We start from the raw sequence: 23,264 nt of genomic DNA on the forward strand, positions 1-23,264 counted from the left end.
ATTTCAACAACGCCGCATTAGCGGGCTTGGTTTACAGTATTTGGTATATTAATACCTAAAGTGTTAAAATCACTGTCACAATAAACTATATGGTTTATACTGTTCGTGATATTCATACTTTGGGTGTTAAAATGTCATCTAAGATAAACTGGCTTGTTGCTCATACTTCTCCTGGTGCGCTAGTACTTCAGCAATGGCTGACTGAAAACGGCGTGAGCTATTCCTTGGCTCAAAAGTACGCGCAGAACGGTTGGCTAAAGAAGCTATGTTCTGGCGTGTATTATCGTCCAGATGCGCAGGGCGATAGAAAGCCAACTTGGGTTGATGCCATTCAAGCATTAGATGTGCAATTGGGCGTTTCAGTTCATTTGGCTGGATTGAGCAGCTTAACTCACCAAGGACTGAGTCACTATTTACAGCTGAACAAAGAGCAAGTTTGGATTTCCGTTAAAAATAAGTCGTCCTTACCAAAATGGTTTCGTGAATTCCCTTATCAGAATTGGTTTTACTGTGGAAACCATAAGCTTGAAGTGAGTCCCGAGAAAGATTTGAAAAGGATCACGGTTAAAGAGAAAGAACTCACTGTCAGCTGTGCAGAACTTGCTGCCTATGAAGTGGTAGACGGGATTGGGAAGCTGATTTCATTTGAGCATGTCGCAGAATTATTTCAGGGTTTAGTCAATCTTAGCCCTAGAAAAGTACAAGATATTCTTGAGCGAAGCAGCTCTGTTCAGGCAAACCGAATATTTCTATTTCTGGGTCGATACTACGATCACCAGTGGGTCAATCGCATAGATGAAACAAGAATTAAATTGGGTGCAGGAAAGCGGCAGGTTGTCGAAAAAGGACGTTTTGATGAGCGATATCAAATTACAGTGCCAGAGATATTAAGCGTCAAAAAAGGTGAACAACATAATGGATAAAGATAGCCCATACTTCAAACAGGTTTCTTTGCTCATAAGAATGCTGCCTGTGGTAGCCACAGAGACGGTTTTTGCACTTAAAGGTGGCACAGCCATTAATTTATTTGTGAGAGATTTTCCTCGGTTATCTGTAGATATTGATCTTGCTTATCTTCCACTTGAACCAAGAGATGAGGCTTTGATTAATGTCAGGGCTGCATTGCAACGGATTACAGACAGAATCAATACTCAACCAGATATCCGAGCGGCATTTCAGGATAATAAAGCTGATGAACTGAGAATCGTTGTATCAAGTCCGGTTGCGACGATCAAAATTGAAGTGTCGCCCGTCGCCAGAGGTACATTGCATAGTGCAGAAATAATGCCAGTTCAAGAGTCTGTTGAAGACGAGTTTGGTTATGCTGAGATTCAGGTAGCCAGTCTTCCCGATCTGTATGGTGGAAAATTGTGTGCTGCAATGGATCGCCAACATCCTCGCGACTTATTTGATGTGCGTATGTTACTTGGCAGTGAAGGGATTTCGAGAGAGATTTTGGTGGGTTTTTTAACCTATACATTAAGTCACCCTCGGCCTATTAATGAAGTCATGTCGCCAAACTGGCAGCCTCTAAATGAGAAATTTCAGGCAGAATTTGACGGAATGACTTTTGAAAAAGTTGAATGCGAAGACTTAGCCTCTGTTAGGCCCATGATGTTAATTGAACTGCAAAAACATTTCACAGAAAGGGATCATGCTTTCCTTATGTCATTCAAAAGAGGGCAACCTGACTGGGCATTGTTTGACTATCCTAATGCAGCAGACTTGCCAGCGATTCGTTGGAAGTTGCAGAACATTAACAAATTGGCAAAGAATCAAGCAAAACATCAAGAGCAATTAGATAAATTGAAGCAAGTGCTTGATGATTGGCTTGTTAACGCAAACGCCGAGTAATTCGTTTATAACAAACCTCAACGAGCTATAAGCCCCCTAGTTAGATTGCGATTTCTTCAATCTATCTAACCGAGTCCACATAGGACAACTGCATAGACTGGAGCCTCGATTTACATTAACGAGGACTCCTCATGCGAAAACTATCTCCAATTATTCTGGCGCTTGCGCTGTCTCCTTTGGTTCAAGCTGAACCAGTGTCTGAAGTGTCGCCCGTTGGCAAAATTGACGGCATGGTTTCTTTGCCGGTCACGGGTATGAAAGCGGTTGAAAGCAATGGCCGTATTGTTTTCATGTCAGACAGTGGCCGGTTCGTCATTGATGGCACGCTCTATGATGCCTGGTCGAAAAAGCCGCTTACTAGCCTTGAAGAAATTCGAGAAGCGGGAAACACGCTGGACTTAAGTCGTCTTGGCTTAAAAATGGATGATTTGAACCCACTGACGCTGGGCGAAGGCAAAAAGAAAGTGGTGGTCTTTGTTGATCCACGATGCCCGCACTGCCATGAGCTTTTGAAACAAGCTTTACCGCTAACCAAAGAATACACCTTCCAAATACTTCCTGTGCCAGTGCTTGGTCCTGATTCAGAGCGTCAGGTTCGCCAGCTTGGCTGTGCGCGTGACAAAAAAGCGGCCACCGATGCATTGCTCAATGGTCGAATTAGTAACTTAGAGCAGGATGATGCCTGCAACTTAGAGCCAATGCAGCGTACCTTGGTGACGGCTCAAATCCTGGGCATTCAAGGTGTGCCTTTCATCGTCGCCAATGATGGTCGCATCAGCCGAGGCCGTCCTTATGATCTTTCTGCTTGGTTGGAGGGGCGTTAATGAAAGCCTCTCTGTATTCAGGGCAACGCGCTTCAGAGCTATTGCCAGTATTGGCCTATTCAGACGATGAGCAACTGTTTTTCATGGAAGACCAAAGTGTTGGCTTTGGTTTTCTATGTGACCCATTGCCGGGTGGTGATGAGTCTGTTGCAGACAGGGTTAATGTTCTACTCAACAACGACTGGCCAAAAGACACTTTGCTGCAATTTGGCCTGTACGCCTCGCCTGATATTCAAACCGACCTTCAGCGCATGATGGGCTTACGGCATCGTCAATCCGATCCATTACTCAGGGCGTCGATACGCAAACGTGCGGATTTTCTCGATGGGGGCACGGTTCAACCGATAGAAGAATCGACCCAGACTCAGGTTCGCAACTTTCAACTGATCGTCACCTGCAAATTGCCTTTGGAAAGTCCTATTCCGACGGAGCGTGAGTTGAGTCGAGCATCCGCGCTTCGGGCTTCTTTCTCGCAAGCGCTGGCAACGGTTGGTTTTCGCGTCACTGAGATGACTGACCGAAATTGGCTCGCGGCATTAAGTGCTCAGCTTAACTGGGGAAAAGATGCTTCCTGGCGCAATCCATCACCAATCCGCAGTGAGGCAGATAAACCACTTCGAGAGCAAGTGTTGGATTATGACCGAGCTATCAAGGTGGATAGCCAAGGTCTGATGCTGGGTGATTACCGAGTTAAAACCTTATCGTTTAAGCGCTTGCCTGAGCGGATCTGGTTTGGTCATGCCGCAAGTTTTGCGGGCGATATGATGACGGGCAGTCGCGGTTTACGCGGCAGCTTTTTGCTAAATGTCACCATTCACTTTCCCTCAGCTGAGGCGATGCGATCTCGTTTAGAGACGAAGCGTCAATGGGCGGTCAATCAGGCCTATGGCCCGATGCTCAAGTTTGTGCCGGTGCTTGCAGCCAAGAAAAAGGGGTTTGATGTTCTTTTTGAAGCTTTGCAAGAAGGTGATCGTCCTATTCGGGCAAATATGACCTTAACGCTGTTTTCCCCGACGGAAGAGGCGTCCATCAGCTCTGTTTCAAATGCTCGAACCTATTTCAAAGAGCTCGGATTTGAGCTGATGGAAGACAAGTACTTCTGTTTGCCCATTTTCCTGAATGCCTTGCCATTTGGTGCTGACCGCCAGGCGATGAACGACTTGTTTCGATTCAAGACCATGGCGACACGGCATGTCATCCCTCTGTTGCCTTTGTTTGCGGATTGGAAAGGCACTGGCACGCCGGTGATTAACTTTGTTTCCCGTAATGGTCAGATCATGAGTGTGTCCCTTTATGACTCGGGCAGTAATTACAACTGTTGCATCGCGGCGCAATCGGGGTCGGGCAAGTCTTTCCTGGTGAACGAAATCATCTCCTCCTACTTATCTGAAGGCGGGCAATGCTGGGTGATTGATGTTGGCCGCTCTTATGAAAAGCTGTGTGAAGTTTATGACGGAGAGTTCTTACAGTTCGGGCGGGACAGTGGCATTTGCTTAAACCCGTTTGAAATCGTTGAGGACTATGACGAAGAAGCGGATGTACTGGTTGGGTTATTGGCCGCAATGGCCGCACCTACGCAGTCATTAACCGATTTTCAGATGGCCAACCTAAAACGTCAGACCCGTGAACTGTGGGAGAAAAAAGGTCGTGCGATGTTGGTTGATGATGTGGCAGAGGCTTTAAAAAATCATGAAGACCGACGAGTGCAAGACGTGGGTGAGCAGCTCTATCCGTTTACGACACAGGGCGAATATGGCCGCTTCTTTAATGGCCACAACAATATTCGCTTCAAAAACCGTTTCACCGTTTTGGAGTTAGAAGAACTCAAGGGGCGTAAGCATCTACAACAAGTGGTGTTGCTTCAGCTTATCTACCAAATCCAACAGGAGATGTACTTAGGTGAGCGGGATCGTCGCAAGATTGTGTTCATTGACGAAGCCTGGGATCTGCTGACTCAAGGTGATGTCGGTAAGTTCATCGAGACGGGTTACCGTCGATTTCGAAAATATGGCGGCAGTGCTGTAACGGTAACGCAGTCGGTCAACGATTTGTATGACAGCCCTACAGGTAAAGCCATCGCTGAAAACTCGGCCAATATGTACTTGCTTGGCCAAAAAGCTGAAACCATCAACGCGCTCAAAAAAGAAGGACGTTTGCCATTAGGTGAAGGCGGTTATGAATACCTGAAAACGGTTCATACCGTCACGGGTGTCTATTCCGAAATTTTCTTTATTACCGAGATGGGCACCGGGATTGGCCGCCTCATCGTCGATCCGTTTCACAAGCTGTTGTACTCGTCCCGTGCAGAAGATGTAAACGCGATTAAGCAGTTAACGCGCAAAGGCCTTTCTGTTGCTGATGCCATATCCCAGTTGTTAAAGGAGCGAGGCTATGAATAAGACCACGCTTTGGCCATTTATGGCTTCTATTACTTTGTCTATTGCTGGTAGCGGTTTAATGACCAGCTGGCTCTTAATGAAAACACTCGAACCCATCCACAGCCAGTTGGCGTTAAGTACGCCCATTGCAGTCGTGGATTTTGGGGAGGCGGTGTTGTCACTGGGCCCCAATGCAAGCGAACAAGACATCGAATCCAGATTGCTTCAGACCAATCAGCAAATTGAAAAGCTAAAAGCAGCCGGTTTTATCGTGCTGGATGCCCAAGCGGTGGTGGGTGCTGATGATTCTGTATTTGTGCCAGTAGGCTCAAAGGAGGTGTCTCATGCAGATACTCCGTAAAAGAATGCCTTGGCGGCCATATCTCATTCGGTTGACCGTTCTTGCGTTAATCATGGCCTTGGTAGGCACCTACGCCATGATGCGCTACCGAATAGGTATTGATACCCAGCAAGAGCGCTGCCTGCCTGATACCACGGTGTATCTGATTGACCTATGGAATAAAGAGCCCGTTAAGGATGGTCTGTATGCCTTCCACTCAAAAGGACTTGCTCCGTTATATAACGACGGTACTCGGATGCTGAAACGCCTAACAGGGATGCCTGGGGATGAAGTCAAGGTGACGCCTGAGCATGTGCTGGTGAACGGTGCTGAAGTCTCTACCGGCATGGCATTAGCCCAGCGACTTGGTGTAGCGGAATCACAATTTAGCCGCTCATTGACGCTGCAAGAAAACGAATATTGGTTTTCCGGCGAGGCTGCTACGAGTTTCGACTCCCGCTATTGGAATGCCGTTAAGCGCGAGCAGATTGTCGGTCGCGCTTGGCCGCTTTGGTAGGAGGTAGATGATGCAAAGACTATGTCTCTTATTTTTGTTGGTTGCTCCATTGGCTTGGGTTCAAGTGTCCTGGGCACAAGAGCCTTATCCGTTGTCAGACGAAGACAAAAAGATCGTCGAAATGAGCCGCAGCATTTTACAAAGTGCTGTGGATGGTTCATCTGAATTTATAGAGCCTTTTTCACCGATTGAACAACCTAAGTCGCGCAAACACAACGATGAATGGTTGATATTTGCGTCGTCTTCACTGGGGGATTCCTCACTGAAGCAGCTATTTAAAGAGGCCAGTGCTACCGGCGCTATTGTGTTGTTTCGGGGAATTCCTGAAGGAAAGACCTTGGGGGCGGCTATCCGTGATTGGCATACCCTGATGACGGGGCTTGATCCTGTTCCTCAGGTTCGAATCGATCCGAAAGCCTTTGTGCACTGGCGGGTGACTAGCGTGCCTGCCATTTTCCGCATAAAAGATAACAAGGTGACTGCAAGTGCACTAGGGGTTTACAGCAAGGACTGGTTGCAGCGTCAAATTGAAACAGGCAATACCGGTTCATTGGGTCAACGCGGTCCTATTCATTCGATTTTAGAACCGGATTTGATGCAAGTAGCGATGCAGCGTTTACAGTCGATTGACTTGGGCGCGTTAAAGAAAAAAGCCATTGAGCGTTTCTGGTCTCGCCAAACATTTACTGAGTTACCCAAAGCCACGCAGTATCGGATAAGAATGGTTGATCCAACCATCGTCATGCAGCGGCCACTATTGGATGCCAATGGCCGAACATTGATCCCAGCAGGAACGCGTATTAACCCGCTAAATGCCTTGCCGTTCACTCAGCAGCTTGTGGTGTTTAATGCGTCGAACGCTGAAGAAGTGGACGCAGTAGCGCATTGGCTTGAGACGCAAGATAGGACACTGCGCCGCATTACGCTTATCACCACGCAGCTCGACCGTGCCCAAGGCTGGAATCGCCTCAATGCGCTCGAAAAGACATTGGATAGTCCGGTTTACCTTCTCAATGCCTCGCTAAAGCAGCGCTTTGATCTGCAAGTCACCCCATCGTTTGTTCAAGCAAAGGGGCTCGCGTTTGAAATAGAAGAAATTCCAGCAAAGGAGCTTGTTCATGAAAAAGCTCAATAATACGTATCGTCTGTTGCGGACTCTCGTTGTCATGTTTGTCCTTGGCGCATCTATTCCTGCAAAAGCCGAACTGACCTGCCCAGACGCGGGTTTATTGTCGGGTAAGTTGCTGACGGATGTTTGCTGGTCATGCATTTTTCCTATCCGAGTTGCGGGTCTTCCTCTTGGCTCTGGTAGTGTCCCAAGCGGCGCATCAAACAAGTCATTTTGCTTATGTGAAGATAACTTAGGCGTGCCAAGGCCAGGTATTGTTACCAGCATGTGGGAGCCAGCGCGTTTAATTGAACTGGTCAGAACGCCGGGTTGCTCGCCTTCCCTGGGAGGGATTCGTTTACCGTTAGGTGATAGGCGACTGCAAGGTGGTCATGGCGAGGGTGAATACGATACCGGTGATCTCGCTTTCTACCATTACCATTATTACGCCTTTCCGCTTTTGGTCATGCTCGATTTGTTCATGGATGGCAATTGCAATGCCGATGGTTACATGGACTTTGACTTGATGTATTTGTCCGAATTGGACCCAACATGGCTGAACGATGAACTGGCCTTTTTTACTCAGCCTGAAGCTGCTGCCGTTGCCAATCCATTGGCTATTTCGGCTTGTACCGCTGACGCTGCTTCATCAACGCTTGGTAAACCCATCGACCAGTTGTTTTGGTGTGCTGGCAGTTGGGGCCATCTCTATCCCTTATCTGGCCACACCTTAGCCTTTGGCTCATTAGCAGAAAACACCAGCCATTTAGCGGCGCGTGCAATCGCGGCTCAACACAGGCGTGGTCTTGCAAGGCGAACAATGGGGAACAGTGCGCTATGTCGACCTGTTATCGAACCCATGCTACCGAAATCCCAATACAAGATGAGTATGTTCTTCCCTGTACCAGAAACTGAAAGTGCGCATGTCATCGGTGAAAGCACCATGAAATGGGGAGAGTGGCGAACGATCCCCGGTGCCGGAGAAGATGCTCTCTACATTTTGTGGCGCTGGCAAGACTGCTGTAACTCGGGAGGTTAACCATGAAACCAACACTTTTTACCCGAGTTTTAGCGGGTGTTTTATCAATCACTATGGCGTGCTTGCCCTTACATGCTGTGGCCGCTGATGTGCAGCGCCAATCCGGCTTAAGCGGACAACAAGAAGGTAAGCAATTGCTGCAAAACTGGGCGATGCCCGCACTCAATGGCAATACATTGTCGGTGCCGAATGGCAGTGGTAATGAGACGATTAACTTGCAAGAGCTTTTCCCTGGTATGGATCAGGGCTCATTGGATGTCTTAACGGGCGTTTATGGCTCTGATGCCAGTATGAATCAATTGGGGACGCAGCGCCAAGAGAGCATGGCATCCGAAAATGGCGCTACGGGTGAGGCGTTTCGCTCGCTCCAGCAAATCAAAGACAGGTCTCGGCCAGATATGGTCAATGATCCGCTTTGGGCATTAACCGATGCGGTTCAAACTGACCCAAATCTATTAACGCAAAGCTTCCCAGGCTGTGAGTCTCAAGGTGAAGGCAGCCCAAACTACCAGCAATGTGACAGGCTCAATACAGCGGTTAACAGCTGCACTATTACTCACGATTACACGGCAGGCATTATTGAGCATGTTTCAGGACCAATGAACCTTCGCTCTTGTGGTGAGGGATGTCTTGAAGTTTGGATTGGACGAATAGGCGACAACTACTGGAGTGGCCGTTGTAAAGTGTTTGAACAGGCCATCACACTCAAAGTCGTGAACCCCGATGCGATTACCTCAGCCGTTCTTGAGTACGCCAAATGGGATGACTACATGCAGGTGTGGCTTGGCGATCAGAAAGTCTGGTCTGGGCCGAACAATAACTTTCCACCAGAAACGGCAGGTCGCTGCGAGCTTAGTACCAGTTGGGAACGCAATCCTAATACTGACCTCACCGCCAAGCTAAAAGCGGTAGAGCCAGGTTTAGAAGTGCCAGTCAAAATTCGCGTATCGGTTACGGGTAGTGGTGAGGGTTATGCACGCATCAAGGTGCGCTTTGATCCAACCATGGTGGTGATGAATGATAGTTGGTCGCCACAATCCTGTATTGAACAAGCAGCGGATATCCCGACGATGTTTTCAGACTACAGCATTCAATGCACGGATCGGCCGTCTTCAACCAACGGATGTACGGTGGTCAATGGTGTTTCAGTTTGTGAATCCTATTTTGCCCCAAGCCCTGTGGCTGGCATATCGCCTTTGTGTCGGCGTGTACAAGTTAGTGTGGATGATGAAAGCTATAAGGGGATTGAAAATCAGGCCTGCCAAGTGCTTGAAGCGAATCCTTCCTGTGGATTCATGTCGTCAGAATGTGCCGAAACCAATGATAAAGATGAATGTATTCGTTTTACCGATACCTATGACTGTGGATTGCAAACCAGCGATCCAAAGTGTGTGGTATCCAATCTTATGCCGAGTAGTTTTGAGGCCTGTGAGCCTACTCAGACGATTACGCCATTTACTGAAACCAAGCATGTACCGGATTACCAGGTGTGCGAGAAGATCAGCACGCTTACTCAGTGTCAGTTAGAGCGACGTGTATCCGCTGAAACCCATCAACAAAGCTGGTCCATTGAGCGTGGTTGCTTTAGCTCCGAAACGCTCAGTTTTGTTCCACAGCACAGCAGTACTATGCAAACTGGAAACGCGACGCTGAGGATTTTTGATAATCAAAATACTGAGATAAAAGTCACCGAGTCGCCATCGAAGGCAAATGGTTGGAAAACGACACTCTCACTGACGGGCAATAAGGAAACGGTGACTGAGACGAAACCGTCGATTAAGTACCCTGAAATGACCTGTCCAAAAGGAACCTTGGTTGGCTCATTGTGCAAGGTCGTTAATGGGTCGATTATTTCGTGGCATGAACCCCAGGAAGTCACTCGTTCCAGATGTGAATTCGGCTGGAACAAAGTCGATTTCGATACTTGCAGCCGAGAAGTTCAGAAGTGTTTGGCTCCTGCGAAACTGAGCGCTTCATTGACCTTCTCTGGCAAGTACTTAGAGCAGGAGGTAGTTCATCAATCAAGTGATCCAGGCATAGACCAATGCTTGATGCAAACGGATCAGTTTACTGCGGTGCAGTGGCAGTGTTTGGATACGGGCACAAAACGAATCGACGAGTTAAAGGTTGGTAGTGGCGAGTTGGCCAATCTTGGAAGCCTTTATCCGGCGGTAGTTTCGTCTCCTGCTCATTTAACCAGTCGCGGCAGTTCTGATGGACTGGGGCTCTCATGCTGGAGGGCAAGAGCGACCTACAATGCTTCGACTGCTCATCCAGAGTTCAACATGGGCAGCTCAGATAGCTGGGTAGATGCCAATGGTAATACACAAACCATCGTCAATAACGGACAAAACACGACCACCAATACGTGTGCCGCGCTAGAGCAAAACCATGCCTGCCAGTATGTCAGAACCGAATGCACTGAAGGCGGGGCTGGTCATGAAGGCTTCTGTTATATCCAAAGTTTGGTGTATGACTGCGGACAAAGCGTAGAAGTGCAAAACGCTCGAATGGAAACTCAATACAACTGTGAGGGGCCAGTTCGCTGTATGGGCACAGATTGTTTAGAGCCAGAGTCAATCAAGCAGGCTAACTTTGCAGAGGCCGCTGCGATGCTTAATGCAGCGCAGTTTATGACCAATGATATGTCATGCACGGGAGCTGATGGCCAAGATAACGTCGAGTGTACGGTCTTTAAAGGTAATGCTGGCCAGTGCAAAAAAGCCGTTGGCGGCATAGTGGATTGCTGTGAAAAGCCAAGTGGCGTGTCGTTATCGGATTACATCACAATGATAGTTGCGGTCAACAAGCTTGATACGGCAGTCATGGCCATGAATCCGTCGTCGGCAATCTATGGTTCCTGGAATACGCTCAGGGAGCCAATCACGAGCACTTGGAGTGCGGTCAAAGAGCCTTTTGTGTCTGCATGGGACTCTCTCATGGGGGCTGGGCCATCAACGGCTGCTGGCGCGGGAGCGGAGCAAGCTGCGACTGGCTTTATGCAGGTGTTGACCAACAAGACGGCTGAATGGGTAGGTACGACCTTTGGTTCGGGGGCGCAATCGGCACTGTTTAGCAACGTTGGTGGCGCGGTTGGAGCCGATGGTGTTGTTTCGGGTGGCAACTTTGCCCTCGGTGGCGCTGCGGGCGCGGTTCTGAGTACGGTTATGACGGCCTACATGATTTATTCAGTCACCATGATCCTCATTCAGCTAATCTGGAAATGTGAGCAAAGTGAGTTTGAGATGAACGCCAAGCGGGTATTGAAGAGTTGCCATTACGTGGGCTCTTACTGCAAGTCTAAGTTCTTAGGTGCCTGTGTTGAGAAACGGCAATCATATTGCTGCTTTACTTCGCCACTTTCACGGATCATTCAAGAACAAGTACGTCCTCAATTGGGCCTTGGTTGGGGCAGTGCCAAGTCACCAAACTGTGAAGGTTTGACCGCGAGTCAGTTAAACCAGGTAGATTGGAGCCAAGTCAATCTGGATGAATGGATAGGTATCTTGTCGATAACAGGCAACCTACCCGAAGTACCGTCACTGGATCTGGAACGACTCACAGGCTCAGGAAGTACGCTAAACGTTGATGGAAATCGTCAAAGTGCCGCAGATAGAGCCATTGAAAGGCTAAACGGAATGGATGCTCAGAAATTACGCCAGGAGGCGACGGAAGAAATTTCGGGGAATAATTGAGCGTATCCATCTAAAACAGCTTTGCCAATAATGTTCCATCATGGTTACTTTAATGAGCTTATTGCGCCTTAAGGTAACCAATTTGGCACTTTGGGCCTCTTATACTTTCTGTTCAGCGTGTGCGCAATTTGCTCTTATTTTTTTACCATTTTCAGACTTAGGAGGCTGCTGCAAAAAGGAAAAGCTGATAGTCTGGCACATATAAAATTTATGATAAAAGGAAAATTAATAATGCCTAATTTCGATCAAAACTTTGAAGCTACTCGTTTGTCTATGCTTTCAAAACAACACCCTGACATTGTGAAGGTGTCGGGTGAGGTGGTGTTTCGTGCGGAAGATGACGAAGACCGCCTAAGCGGAACATCTTGGACTCTTGAAGATGACATTTTTGATCAGGTCACCGAATCAGGCTTCAAATTACACTTGCTTGAACTTCTGGATAATTTCATAGAATACCGAGGTCAATGTAACGAGCTGCCGAAAAAGGAAGGGATTGTGCGTTTTGGTGGTGGCACTTTAAATATTGAATGGCTACCTAATGGAACTACCCATCTATCCAAATGATGTTTTATAAGAACCAGCCTGAGTTTTCCTATGGATGATAAATATGTTTCAGAAATAGACTGTCTTGATAAGTTAATGGTTGCATGGTCAGAGGCATTCCCGAAGGATTGGTATTTCAACTACGATGGAGTGATTTCAACTGAGGACTGGGATAGTTGTGGTAAAAAAGTTTTGTTTGTTTTAAAGGAAACAAATGAAGCAAAGCAAAATATTGTCAACGCTATTAATAGGGCTATTGAGGTGAAGGCAAGTGGATGGTGGCGAGGAAAGGTTCTTCGTCGGGTGGGGCGTTGGGCTTACGGACTTCAAAAATATGATGGGGCTGTGCCGTCACTGAGAGATGCTAAATTAAATGAAAAAAATGCAGTTAAGAATATTGCATACATAAATATAAGGAAAACATCTGGAAGTGCGCGAACCGACCAAAAGTCGTTTGACGCCCATGCCAAAGAGTTTGCCCCTTTTGTTCGAAGGCAAATTGAGTTGATTAACCCTGATATTGTTGTGCTTTGCGGCACATATAATCAAGTTAAACGTTACGTATTCCCTGAGCTTAAAAAAGTTAGCGAACGAGTGCATGTTAATGACGGGGTTGTCTTCATCAATGCCTTCCATCCTGCCGCAAGAAAAAAGTCGGCCATGCTTTATCATCAAGTACTCGATAACTACCACGCTTACAAAAATCATATATAACCAATGCTTGAATAGTTATATGCAGCGCAAGCCTTGCGTCGTATCTTGAAAAAGCCCCTTCAAGAGGGGCTGTGTGATGGGAGCCGTTCGCTAGTTGGCGGGAGTATCTGTTTCCTCTTCAGTGATATCGTCATCGGTTGAAGGCACCGCTTGCTCAACTTCTGCTTCTTTACCCTTAGCTTGGGCTGATTTTCGTGCACGAATTTCGATATCAATAATGCGTCGTGCAAGTTTGATAATGCGCTGTTGCCATGCGTAGTTGCCATCAACACGTTGCTTGTTACTAAGCACGCTAGATAACCAGAGTGTGTCCATTGAGATCATCAACGAATCGAGTTTGCGCACTAAGCCGACAAACTGGCCAACCTGAGGCGAGCTGATTTTAGCGTTGAAGGTAATCGGGTCGGTGTAGTCAGGTACTTCATCGATGCCGTTGGACTCCATCAATTTGTCCAAACGAGATTGTTCGTTGTCTACCGCCTTAGCGCAATCCTCGATCAACTGGCTAATGATCTGTTCCACTTCATCAATTTCGTTCTCATCGCCAATGATGCGCAGGATGACATCGATTCCGTAAAGCGCACTGACCGTCCGTCTAAAAACACGGTCAACGACACGTTGCGCCTGTAAGCTATTAATTGTGAATGATTGTTCAAAGATGGGTTTTGAGTAATTGGGTTTTGCTTGGGCCATAAGTTTTTGCTCCTGATATGACAATAATCAGTCCCTAGCCTAATCCTCTGTGCGGTAATGGCCTTTCAGCTAGGTGGAAGAATTGAGCATCTTTCTAACTATCCTGTCTGGATAAGACGGTTACAATGACTATCAAATATTGCTGATCTGTTTCAGTGATATCTGCGCCTGAGAGCATGAGCTCAAAGGAAGCCCGCCGCTGAGTATTCTCAGTGGTACTAAGAGGTAGCTAGCCTCCTTAAACAAATAGCCTGCATGTTTTTACATGCTCAACCATGCGTTCCTTGCGGTTCGCCTTTTCACCACCCAACTGGGGGAGTTTTCCCCAGTTGGGGGTGACTCCTTCACAACCTAATTAAGGAGTCACCAATGGAATATATCTTCGGATTTATTATCCAAGTCGCAGGCATTATGTTGCTTGCAAAACTGAGCTGGTCGCTTTTGCGATTGGTTGCTCTTCAAAGCGTGCGCCCGTTTCGATTTGTACTTACTCAAATCAAGCGATTGCTCACACCAACACCAAAACGTCGTCCAATGGCAGTGCCTAAAGCTCCTGGTATGCCCCGTTTGACATCTGCGTTTTACAAAGAGCCACATCAGTACGACATGGCTTTACTCGAAATACCAACCTATCTGCGTCGTCAGTCTTCTTTGCCCAGCCGGGTAGAAGCAACTGTGTGCACAGAGTTCAACTAAGACGAGGAGAACATCATGAAAAACCAAGTAACACTCATAGGCTACGTTGGCTCTGAGCCAGAGACACGAGCCTATCCATCAGGTGATTTAGTGACCAGCATTTCGCTGGCCACTTCTGAGAAATGGCGCGACCGTCAATCCAATGAGCTCAAAGAGCATACGGAATGGCATCGGGTCGTTTTTCGAGATCGTGGTGGATTTAAGTTAGGGCTAAGAGCAAAAGATTTGATCCAAAAAGGAGCGAAGCTTTTTGTTCAAGGGCCTCAGCGCACGCGCTCATGGGAGAAAGATGGCATTAAGCATCGATTGACCGAAGTGGACGCGGACGAGTTTCTGCTTCTTGATAGTGTGAACAAAGCATCTGAGCCATCACCGGCGGATGATGCGAGCTCCCAAGCTAATTGGGCACAAACTTATCCTGAACCAGATTTTTAACCGAGCGATAACGCTTTAACCCAGCCGGGAGTACTTTCCCGTCAGGGGCAGACTCCCACTTTGATTGTCGGAGTCCATAATGGAAAAACCAAAGCTAATCCAACGCTTTGCTGAGCGCTTTAGTGTCGATCCAAACAAGTTGTTCGATACCCTAAAAGCAACAGCATTCAAGCAACGTGACGGTAGTGCACCGACCAATGAGCAGATGATGGCGCTCTTGGTGGTCGCAGATCAGTACGGCTTGAACCCTTTCACCAAAGAGATTTTTGCGTTCCCTGATAAACAAGCTGGAATTATTCCAGTGGTAGGTGTCGATGGATGGTCTCGTATCATCAATCAACACGACCAGTTTGATGGCATGGAGTTCAAGACTTCAGAAAACAAAGTCTCCCTGGATGGCGCGAAAGAATGCCCGGAATGGATGGAATGCATCATCTACCGGCGCGACCGTTCGCACCCAGTCAAAATCACTGAGTATCTGGATGAAGTCTATCGACCGCCTTTTGAAGGTAACGGCAAAAATGGCCCTTACCGGGTAGATGGTCCATGGCAGACGCACACTAAGCGAATGCTAAGACATAAATCCATGATCCAGTGTTCCCGCATTGCCTTTGGCTTTGTGGGAATTTTCGATCAAGACGAAGCGGAGCGAATTATCGAAGGCCAAGCAACACACGTTGTTGAGCCATCTGTGATTCCACCCGAGCAAGTTGATGATCGAACCCGAGGGCTTGTTTACAAGCTTATCGAGCGGGCGGAAGCTTCAAACGCTTGGAATAGTGCATTGGAATATGCCAATGAACATTTTCAAGGTGTTGAGCTGACGTTTGCGAAGCAAGAAATCTTTAATGCTCAGCAACAAGCAGCCAAAGCGCTCACACAGCCTTTAGCTTCTTAGCGCCACGCATTCATTTTACTAACCCTGGCGGGATTACTCTCCCGTCAGGGGGAAGGTCTCGTCTTTTTTTGGAGATCTTCCATGACTAAATCAGCCTCACTTTTTCGCTTGGTATTGGTTGTTGCCCTTGTCTTAGGTTCGATTCAAGCCGGTAAAGCGGCAATTGATTCGGTTCAAGCAAGTGTTGTTCAGCACCAAACAGCGTTAGCACAAGCTGCAAAGTAACCACTTAACCCTGAAGGGGAGTTCTCTCCTTCGGGGGAGTCTCCCCTCAAAGGAGGCAATATGAAGGTTATCGACCTATCACAACGTACTCCTGCATGGCACCAGTGGCGCATTGCAGGGGTTACGGCATCTGAAGCCCCAATTATTATGGGGCGTTCACCCTACAAAACACCTTGGCGATTATGGGCAGAAAAAACCGGATTCGTATTACCGGAAGACCTGTCGAATAATCCTAATGTGCTTCGAGGTATTCGGTTGGAGCCTCAAGCAAGGCGAGCATTTGAGAATGCGCATAATGACTTTCTTCTGCCGTTATGTGCAGAAGCCGATCATAACGCAATCTTTCGAGCTAGCTTTGATGGCATCAACGATGCGGGTGAACCCGTTGAATTGAAATGTCCTTGCCAGTCAGTTTTTGAGGATGTGCAAGCTCACAGAGAACAAAGCGAGGCATATCAGTTGTATTGGGTGCAAGTACAGCATCAAATACTGGTCGCCAATAGCACGCGAGGTTGGTTGGTTTTCTATTTTGAGGATCAACTGATTGAGTTTGAAATACAACGAGACGCGGCGTTCTTAACTGAATTGCAAGAAACAGCGCTTCAGTTTTGGGAGTTAGTACAGACCAAAAAGGAACCGTCAAAATGCCCTGAGCAAGATTGTTTTGTTCCTAAGGGTGAAGCCCAGTACCGTTGGACATCACTGTCTCGGCAGTATTGCTCAGCACATGCCGAAGTGGTTCGACTGGAAAATCACATTAAATCTTTGAAAGAGGAAATGCGAGAAGCTCAGTCGAAATTGGTCGCTATGATGGGTAACTACGCTCATGCCGACTATGCTGGGGTCAAACTCAGCCGCTACATGATGGCAGGTACGGTGGACTATAAGCAATTGGCCACCGATAAATTAGGCGAGCTGGATGAACAGGTTTTAGCCGCTTACCGAAAAGCACCACAAGAGCGGTTGCGCATTAGCACCAATAAGCCAGAGCAGCCCGTTGAAACACCAATCAAAATCAGTCTTGAGCAAGAGAACTTGGTTCTGCCAGGTGACTCGCCGAGCTCATTTTACTTTTAACGTTCACTTGGAGCCGATTTCGGCTCCTTTCTAATGCGCTTATACCAAGTGCATCAGAAAGCAGTTTCACTCGTAGCCAATGCTGGGTACGAATGATAGAGCGAGCTGAACTCTTACATACACAGCCATACCACAATCAACACACCACCCGACGGGGACTTCAGTCCCTTTTGGGGCATGGGGCCTCGTCAAAACAGATGAGGTTTACCATGACTGAACAATCCCCATTTTTGGTTCAAGTTAATCAAGCGTTTAATGTCCCAGCTCCTGATGCTTTCGTTCTGGAAGGATTTAGTGCCGACACTACCCATCCAAACATTCCCGTTCGCAAGGACGAGTATGTTTTTAGAAAAGAAGACTTACGTGACGTATTGGCGTTCTTGTCTAACCCAGACGGTGACGGTTTGTATATTACAGGCCCCACAGGATGCGGTAAGACCTCGCTAATTTGCCAAGTTGCTTCTCGATTGAATTGGCCTGTTCAGCAAATTACTGCGCATGGTCGATTGGAGTTGTCCGATCTTATCGGTCACCACACGCTGGTTAATGGCAGCATGACCTTTGTGTATGGACCGCTAGCACTGGCTGTAAAGCATGGCTATTTGCTGATCATTAATGAAATGGATCTTGCTGAGCCTGCTGAACTGGCTGGACTCAATGACATTTTGGAAGGTGCCCCGTTGGTCATCGCACAAAATGGCGGTGAGATCATCATGCCACACAACAAGTTTCGTTTTATCGCAACCGGTAACAGTGCTGGCAGCGGTGACCAGACGGGCTTGTATCAAGGTGTGCTTCAACAGAATTTGGCTTTTCTTGATCGCTTTAGAATCATCGAAGCGACCTATGCAGAGCCTTCTGTAGAGGAAGCCATTCTGGAGAACGTTGCGCCGGGCTTATCAGAAGTCTTTCGCCAAAAAATGGTGAAAGTGGCTGGTGACATTCGCCGTCTTTTTATTGGGGGCGCGGATGGCGGTGCTGAGCTTAGTATCACCATGTCCACTCGGACCTTGGTGCGCTGGGCAAAGCTAACACTTGCTTTTAAAGGCGCTCCTAACGCAGTGGAGTATGCACTGGTTCGGTCTTTGACGGCTCGTGCTGAGTTGGAGCAACGTGAAGCCATTCACCGTATTGCCGCTGATGTCTTCGGTGACCACTGGGAGGATTGATGATGGAAAATTGCTTTGCTCTTTACCGTTACAGTCATTCTGATGGGACAGCCAAAGAATGGGCCATTTACGTTGGATCAGACACCCAGGAGATTGAAGTTCGGTTTGGAAAAGCCGGTCAATTGTCGCAGCAGCGATTGATTGACTCGACTGATCCTAACGCTGAAGCAGACCGAAGAATCAATGAGAAAATCAACAAGGGTTATCGATTTGTTGGACAAGTCGGCATTGATCATCAAGGGCGGCCATTTGAACTCTCAAATGCGCTAGATAGCGTCGCGTGCGCCAATAACGTCAGTTGGGAGTTTCGTACTCGCAAGGACGTCAATGGCCAAATATCGCTGGCGCAAAAAGCGTTGTTCGATATGGCAAAGCTGCTTGAAGCCTATGGCTTGGCTGTTATTGATGATAACCAGGTCAGGATTGGAGAATGGTCATTAGGGTTTTGCAAAGGCGCATTACCTAGTACCAATCAAATCAGCATGGTGTCAGGTGAAGGCGCTGGCATTGTTAACACTGATGATGGCCCGTGGCCATTGTTGCTGTTACTGGCCTTTAAGCGTCAATTACCACCACTGTGTTCGCTCACAGTAGCGAGTCCTGAAGGGATAGAAGTATCTGACCAACTGAAGTTGGAAAAAGATGTATTGAGGCTGTTAGGCAGTGATTTAGAGCGGGTTCGCCCGATAGCTGAAGCACTGGACTTAATGCCTGCGAAAATCGATCTCAACCAATCGTCGCCTGATTCGCAAAATTACTATTTCTGATAGTGATGTTGCCATTAGCGCGTCAACTACTACCACCCAAACGGGGGCCATTGCTCCTGTTGGGAGTGATGCGTCCCCATCTTACATGAGGATGCACTATGAGTATTCAAACCCTCGACAAACTTTTGATTTGTCACATCGACTGTTCCATCTGGAGCGGTAGAAAAAAACTAAGGCCTGAAGATTTCAGATTAGCTAATGGCAGCCAACTTCCACCGAAGGATGTTGCCAGCTTAGGGAGTAAAAAAATTTGCGACCCAGAGGCATTGGCGAACTTTGAAAGGCTTAAAAAAGAAGCGCAGCGCTTGTGTGAGCAAGTCGGTGTACGGTTTTTAGGTGGCTATGCCGTCCCTGAAGATCGAATTGATCAGATTGTTCCTGAGCTTGACCGGATCGGTCAGGAGTTTGCGCAGTGTAAGCAGTTGTTCTTGGACAACTATGATCAGGTGACTTTTGACTGGGTTGCAAAACACCCGGAATTTGCAGATGCAATCCGACGTGCATTATCACCCATCGAAGACGTGGAACAACGGCTTCAGTTCGATTATGCCATCTATCGAATGCAACCGGCTGACCAAGCTGGTGGCTTAGATGACAAGGTCAATGGTATGGGACACACCCTCTTTAGGGAGGTGGCTCGTGATGCCAATGAACTGTTTGAGCGTTCCGTTGCAGGTAAGAATCAAATCAGCCAGCGAGCCCTTAATCCTCTCAAACGGTTAAGAGACAAGTTGGATGGTTTGTCCTTCCTGGATCATCGAGTTCAGCCGATGGTTGAAGCGATGGACAATTTATTTGTTCGTCTGCCGAAGACCGGCCCTGTGACAGACAATCTCTATCACGAACTGATGGCGACCATTTTAATTTTGTCTGATCCAGACAAGATGAGAATGCACGGTGAAGGTCAATTGGATATCAGACAACTGATGCCCAAACCTGAACCTAAACCCGCACAGCCAGTATCTGCTCAGGCAGATAACTTACGTGCAATACCACAACCAACCGTCAGACCAAACCTTGGTTCGACTGTACCAAACTCATTTTATTTCTAACGTCCTTGAGGGCATGTTGCCCTTAAGGGCGCATGTCCTCTGAACTATGTAAGAGGAAATTATGCAATCAACCATCCATAACCCCAGCCAACTGAACCAGTTTGAAGCACATTTTCGTGGTGTGACTGATGCGGTTGAAAGTGAATCGATACCAGAAGTGGCGTGTTGTCGAACGTTAGTACAACGGTCGTACTCAACACATAGTGTCTTGATCCCCAAGAACCCTGTTTTGATCGCAGATGCGGACGCACAAGGAGTTTGGGTAACGGCCATGGTATTTGTTCCAAACATGGCATTGCAGCAAACCGCTTATGAGCGGGCCTGGCTGCAATATCAACACGAGGTGTCTACTCAGTTACAAGACCAGTACGGTCTGACATTGGATGACATCCTGAGTTTAGACCAGCTTAAAACGTCATTTGAGCAGCACGAGAGTCCAGCTCAATTGGTGGCTTGGTTAGGTCAAAAATACGACCTGGATAAGCTAAAAGCACAGGTTTAAACACTTACATTCCCAGCGGGGAAACGCTCCCGCTGAGGGAGTATTCCCCCTAATGATTAGGAGACTCCCATGAATCATCCATTAAAAAACGCACTGCCAATCGTTGCCGCCGCTTATGGCGAAAAGTTTGGTGTGAAGGTGCTTATTCAAGGACAAGATGCGTTTACCGATGGTGAGCGGATTGTGATCCCAACAGCAAACCCAGACGACCCACACTATCAACAGATAGCGTGGGGTTATCTGGCTCATGAAGCGGCGCATATTCGGCATACTAATTTTGACATGGTGCAGAAGGCGTCGTCCAAACCGATCCGTAAGGCACTTCTCAATATCATTGAGGACGTTCGCATTGAAAACGAATTGGCAAAGGATTACCCCGGAACCCGGCGCAGTATTTCGCAAGTGATTGAGTACATGGTGGACACACAGCAAATGTGTGTACCTGAACAGCCTGAGCCTGCATCTAACTTGCAAGCCTGGTTGTTGTTTCGCTTGAGATGCCATTTTCTGGGCCAGAAAGCACTGACGCCTTTGTATCAAGCTGTTGATGAAAGAGTGAGACAACTCTTTCCTGCCGCAGCGATGAGCCGGTTAAGCGCCATGCTGACAGCAGTGCCTAGCCTGGCATCTACAGGTGAAGTGCTGAAACTTGTCGATGCCATCGTTGCCATGTTGGAAGAAGAATCTCGTCCACCACAGGATGAGTCGGATGCTGATAACGGTGATGACATTGGACAAGATGCGAGTAATGACAGCAATAGCAGTAGTGACAGTCAAACCCCGGAAACAGGTTCGTCTGCAACGGGGGATGCTGCTGAAACGGGAGATTCTGATAACTCTGATCAAGCTGACAATTTGCGACAAGCCTTAGAGGCCAGTGCCGCTCAGTTTGAATCCGATACCTTTGCACAAGTGGCAGAAGTATTGTCGGAACAAGCTGAAGGACATCAGGGTGTCACTCCACTCAGTTTGCCCCAAGCAGAGCAGGCTATGTTGGGTGATGAGGCCATTTTGACCTTATCGGCGTCTGAGTCCGCTCAAATTCGAGCCAGGCTTAGGGGCATGGTTCAGTCCAGTCAGGACAATCGGAATCATGCCAAACGGCACGGTCTTCGAGTTGCAACCCATCGTCTTGCCGCCTCACAAGCAGGTGAATCGAGATTGTTTATTCAAAGGCAGCCGCGCATTGCGCCTAATGCTGCTGTGCACTTGCTTGTCGATATATCGGGCTCAATGGGTAAACCCATTGGCGAAGGTAATCGCAAGTACTTTCATGTTGCCAATGAAGCCGCTTTGGCTTTGGCCATGGCATTGGAAGGTATACCGGGTGTTGTACCTGCGGTCAGTTATTTTCCTGGTATTCATCAGGAAGTATCTATCGCGTTATTGCCCAAGCAATCGGTTCGACATCGGGCCGCCTGTTTTGACCAAAAACCACGAGGTTGTACGCCTATGGCACAAGCGATGTGGTTTGCGGCAAACAGTTTGTTAGCGCAAAAACAGAAGCGAAAGCTAATGATAGTGCTAACGGATGGTGACCCAGATGATTGGGCTGCCACGCATGACATTGTTGACCGGTGCAGGCGAAGTGGCTTTGAGCTGCTGGGAATAGGGATTCAAACACGCAGTGTTGAGAAATTCTTTCCTCAAAGCATTGTGATTAATGACGTCAAAGATCTGAAGCGTGAGTTATTCGAAGTAACACAACAACTGTTAATTCAGTAACCACATCAATTATACCACCCTGCGGGGACGATTCCGTCCCCTTCAGGGCATGGGTTCGTCTCCGCTTTTTTTTGGAGACTCCTATGAAAAACAAAAAGTTCTTAGCTGGCGAAGAAGCCGGTACTTACATCGTTCCTGAGCAAGTGACTGAAGCGGATATCTTAGATATGGCGCTCAAGCTTGCCCGTGGTCGATTGAGTAAAGGTCGCAAAATTGAACAGCCATCATCGGCGTTCTCATACCTGCAAACACTGATGCACGAGTATGAGCACGAAGTCTTTGGCGTACTGTTTCTTGATACAAAGCATCGCGTTATTAGATTTGAAGAGCTATTCAAAGGCACTTTAGATGCTGCGAGCGTGTATCCAAGGGAAGTAACAAAGCGGGCGTTGGAATTTAATGCGGCAGCAGTGATACTGGTTCATAACCATCCATCGGGTGATCCTGAACCCAGTGAAGCTGATAAACGCATCACTCATCGAATTCGTGACGCCTTGTCACTTGTTGATATTCGAACGCTTGACCATGTCGTGGTCGCATCCGAGGGCTGCGTTTCGCTTGCCGAACGCGGTTATCTGTAATGAATGGGCGTATTGCCCATTCTCCTACATCACAAAAGCAGTCCCATCAGCACACATCAGCACAGCTCGAATTTCTATTTGAGTTTGATGATGCCCCTGTCACTTGGTCTGACACGGAAATCTGGCAGTTACGCGAAGGCATTCTATTGGATGCGATCCGTGTATTGCTAGACGGTCGTGTCAGTACTCGATTGCGAAAGGATGTGTTGTCGTGGATTCAAAATGACGAATTAACGCCATTTTGCTTTCGTGTTTGCGCAATGGCTGCGGTTGTCGATCCTGATGTGCTTCGTGATTCCATCATGTGGCTATTAAGACGACATGGTATCCAGCTTGACTAACGTTCCTGCATTAACCAAACGGCTCAATGCAGGCCCAGAGCTGACTTTTATCACTTGTGGTAGGAGTCGGCTTTTTACTTAAGGAGGTTAT

The 23,264-nt window shown here is 47.7% G+C and carries 24 protein-coding genes; 23 read left to right on the top strand and 1 reads right to left on the bottom strand.

Features of this window, described 5'->3' with window-relative positions:
* Window positions 1-89: 89 nt before the first annotated feature.
* From GKR71_RS08205 to GKR71_RS20365, 11 genes are all read left to right on the top strand, one after another.
* Entirely contained in the window at window positions 90-923 is an 834-nt protein-coding gene (locus GKR71_RS08205) for a type IV toxin-antitoxin system AbiEi family antitoxin (protein ID WP_431665932.1), read from the top strand.
* Window positions 916-1,854, top strand: coding sequence for a nucleotidyl transferase AbiEii/AbiGii toxin family protein (locus tag GKR71_RS08210; protein WP_154634125.1), 939 nt, complete (start codon window positions 916-918; stop codon window positions 1,852-1,854). Before GKR71_RS08205 ends, GKR71_RS08210 begins: the two co-directional genes overlap by 8 nt.
* A gap of 131 nt (window positions 1,855-1,985) precedes the next feature.
* Window positions 1,986-2,678 carry a DsbC family protein gene (locus GKR71_RS08215; RefSeq protein WP_031500474.1) on the top strand — a complete coding sequence of 231 codons (693 nt, stop codon included), beginning with the start codon at window positions 1,986-1,988 and terminating at the stop codon, window positions 2,676-2,678.
* Window positions 2,678-5,077, top strand: a complete 2,400-nt coding sequence (gene traC, locus GKR71_RS08220; protein WP_024008831.1) for a type IV secretion system protein TraC — start codon at window positions 2,678-2,680, stop codon at window positions 5,075-5,077. Before GKR71_RS08215 ends, traC begins: the two co-directional genes overlap by 1 nt.
* Entirely contained in the window at window positions 5,070-5,417 is a 348-nt protein-coding gene (locus tag GKR71_RS08225; protein WP_001044650.1) for a hypothetical protein, read from the top strand. The genes traC and GKR71_RS08225 overlap by 8 nt, the downstream gene beginning before the upstream one ends.
* Window positions 5,401-5,913 carry a S26 family signal peptidase gene (locus GKR71_RS08230; protein ID WP_022609810.1) on the top strand — a complete coding sequence of 171 codons (513 nt, stop codon included), beginning with the start codon at window positions 5,401-5,403 and terminating at the stop codon, window positions 5,911-5,913. The genes GKR71_RS08225 and GKR71_RS08230 overlap by 17 nt, the downstream gene beginning before the upstream one ends.
* Before the next feature lie 7 nt (window positions 5,914-5,920).
* Window positions 5,921-7,048, top strand: a complete 1,128-nt coding sequence (locus GKR71_RS08235; protein WP_230085043.1) for a TrbC family F-type conjugative pilus assembly protein — start codon at window positions 5,921-5,923, stop codon at window positions 7,046-7,048.
* Entirely contained in the window at window positions 7,032-8,060 is a 1,029-nt protein-coding gene (locus GKR71_RS08240; RefSeq protein WP_004249369.1) for a TraU family protein, read from the top strand. The genes GKR71_RS08235 and GKR71_RS08240 overlap by 17 nt, the downstream gene beginning before the upstream one ends.
* Before the next feature lie 2 nt (window positions 8,061-8,062).
* Window positions 8,063-11,755, top strand: coding sequence for a conjugal transfer protein TraN (gene traN / locus GKR71_RS08245; RefSeq protein ID WP_154634126.1), 3,693 nt, complete (start codon window positions 8,063-8,065; stop codon window positions 11,753-11,755).
* A gap of 231 nt (window positions 11,756-11,986) precedes the next feature.
* Window positions 11,987-12,319 (top strand): hypothetical protein, encoded by a 333-nt coding sequence (locus GKR71_RS20360; protein ID WP_001132435.1) that lies wholly within the window; start codon window positions 11,987-11,989, stop codon window positions 12,317-12,319.
* 30 nt (window positions 12,320-12,349) lie between these two features.
* Window positions 12,350-13,012, top strand: coding sequence for a hypothetical protein (locus GKR71_RS20365; RefSeq protein WP_000342215.1), 663 nt, complete (start codon window positions 12,350-12,352; stop codon window positions 13,010-13,012).
* Between the two features lie 90 nt (window positions 13,013-13,102).
* Here the strand turns inward: GKR71_RS20365 and GKR71_RS08260 are convergent, their stop codons facing one another.
* Window positions 13,103-13,705 carry a hypothetical protein gene (locus tag GKR71_RS08260; RefSeq protein ID WP_022614423.1) on the bottom strand — a complete coding sequence of 201 codons (603 nt, stop codon included), beginning with the start codon at window positions 13,703-13,705 and terminating at the stop codon, window positions 13,103-13,105.
* A gap of 369 nt (window positions 13,706-14,074) precedes the next feature.
* Between GKR71_RS08260 and GKR71_RS08265 the strand changes: the two genes are divergently transcribed.
* The 12 genes from GKR71_RS08265 to GKR71_RS08315 all read left to right on the top strand — a co-directional run bounded on the left by GKR71_RS08265 (window position 14,075) and on the right by GKR71_RS08315 (window position 23,173).
* Window positions 14,075-14,401, top strand: coding sequence for a plasmid-related protein (locus GKR71_RS08265; RefSeq protein WP_154634127.1), 327 nt, complete (start codon window positions 14,075-14,077; stop codon window positions 14,399-14,401).
* Between the two features lie 15 nt (window positions 14,402-14,416).
* Window positions 14,417-14,836: a single-stranded DNA-binding protein gene (locus tag GKR71_RS08270; protein ID WP_012368368.1), complete on the top strand. Its 420-nt coding sequence runs from the start codon at window positions 14,417-14,419 to the stop codon at window positions 14,834-14,836.
* Window positions 14,837-14,915: 79 nt separating this feature from the next.
* The gene (gene bet / locus GKR71_RS08275; protein ID WP_000414662.1) at window positions 14,916-15,734 is read left to right on the top strand and encodes a phage recombination protein Bet; all 819 of its coding nucleotides are present in this window, start codon (window positions 14,916-14,918) and stop codon (window positions 15,732-15,734) included.
* Window positions 15,735-15,815: 81 nt separating this feature from the next.
* The gene (locus GKR71_RS19890) at window positions 15,816-15,959 is read left to right on the top strand and encodes a hypothetical protein (RefSeq protein WP_015066581.1); all 144 of its coding nucleotides are present in this window, start codon (window positions 15,816-15,818) and stop codon (window positions 15,957-15,959) included.
* A 60-nt stretch (window positions 15,960-16,019) separates the two neighbouring features.
* A complete protein-coding gene (locus tag GKR71_RS08280) occupies window positions 16,020-17,036 on the top strand; it encodes a YqaJ viral recombinase family nuclease (protein ID WP_004249381.1) in 1,017 nt (338 codons plus the stop codon).
* A 209-nt stretch (window positions 17,037-17,245) separates the two neighbouring features.
* Window positions 17,246-18,205 (top strand): AAA family ATPase, encoded by a 960-nt coding sequence (locus tag GKR71_RS08285; RefSeq protein ID WP_154634128.1) that lies wholly within the window; start codon window positions 17,246-17,248, stop codon window positions 18,203-18,205.
* 122 nt (window positions 18,206-18,327) lie between these two features.
* Window positions 18,328-18,972 (top strand): hypothetical protein, encoded by a 645-nt coding sequence (locus GKR71_RS08290; RefSeq protein ID WP_442959410.1) that lies wholly within the window; start codon window positions 18,328-18,330, stop codon window positions 18,970-18,972.
* A gap of 98 nt (window positions 18,973-19,070) precedes the next feature.
* A complete protein-coding gene (locus GKR71_RS08295) occupies window positions 19,071-20,024 on the top strand; it encodes a DUF3150 domain-containing protein (protein WP_053426188.1) in 954 nt (317 codons plus the stop codon).
* A gap of 61 nt (window positions 20,025-20,085) precedes the next feature.
* On the top strand, window positions 20,086-20,526 hold the full coding sequence (locus tag GKR71_RS08300) for a hypothetical protein (RefSeq protein WP_022614431.1): 441 nt from the start codon (window positions 20,086-20,088) through the stop codon (window positions 20,524-20,526).
* Between the two features lie 69 nt (window positions 20,527-20,595).
* Window positions 20,596-22,251 (top strand): VWA domain-containing protein, encoded by a 1,656-nt coding sequence (locus tag GKR71_RS08305; RefSeq protein WP_154634130.1) that lies wholly within the window; start codon window positions 20,596-20,598, stop codon window positions 22,249-22,251.
* Window positions 22,252-22,334: 83 nt separating this feature from the next.
* On the top strand, window positions 22,335-22,832 hold the full coding sequence (gene radC, locus GKR71_RS08310; RefSeq protein ID WP_154634131.1) for a RadC family protein: 498 nt from the start codon (window positions 22,335-22,337) through the stop codon (window positions 22,830-22,832).
* On the top strand, window positions 22,832-23,173 hold the full coding sequence (locus GKR71_RS08315) for a hypothetical protein (RefSeq protein ID WP_023266667.1): 342 nt from the start codon (window positions 22,832-22,834) through the stop codon (window positions 23,171-23,173). The genes radC and GKR71_RS08315 overlap by 1 nt, the downstream gene beginning before the upstream one ends.
* Window positions 23,174-23,264: the final 91 nt, after the last annotated feature.

Origin of the sequence: Providencia sp. wls1922 (genome assembly GCF_009706505.1) — a bacterium.
Classification (GTDB): domain Bacteria; phylum Pseudomonadota; class Gammaproteobacteria; order Enterobacterales; family Enterobacteriaceae; genus Providencia; species Providencia lanzhouensis.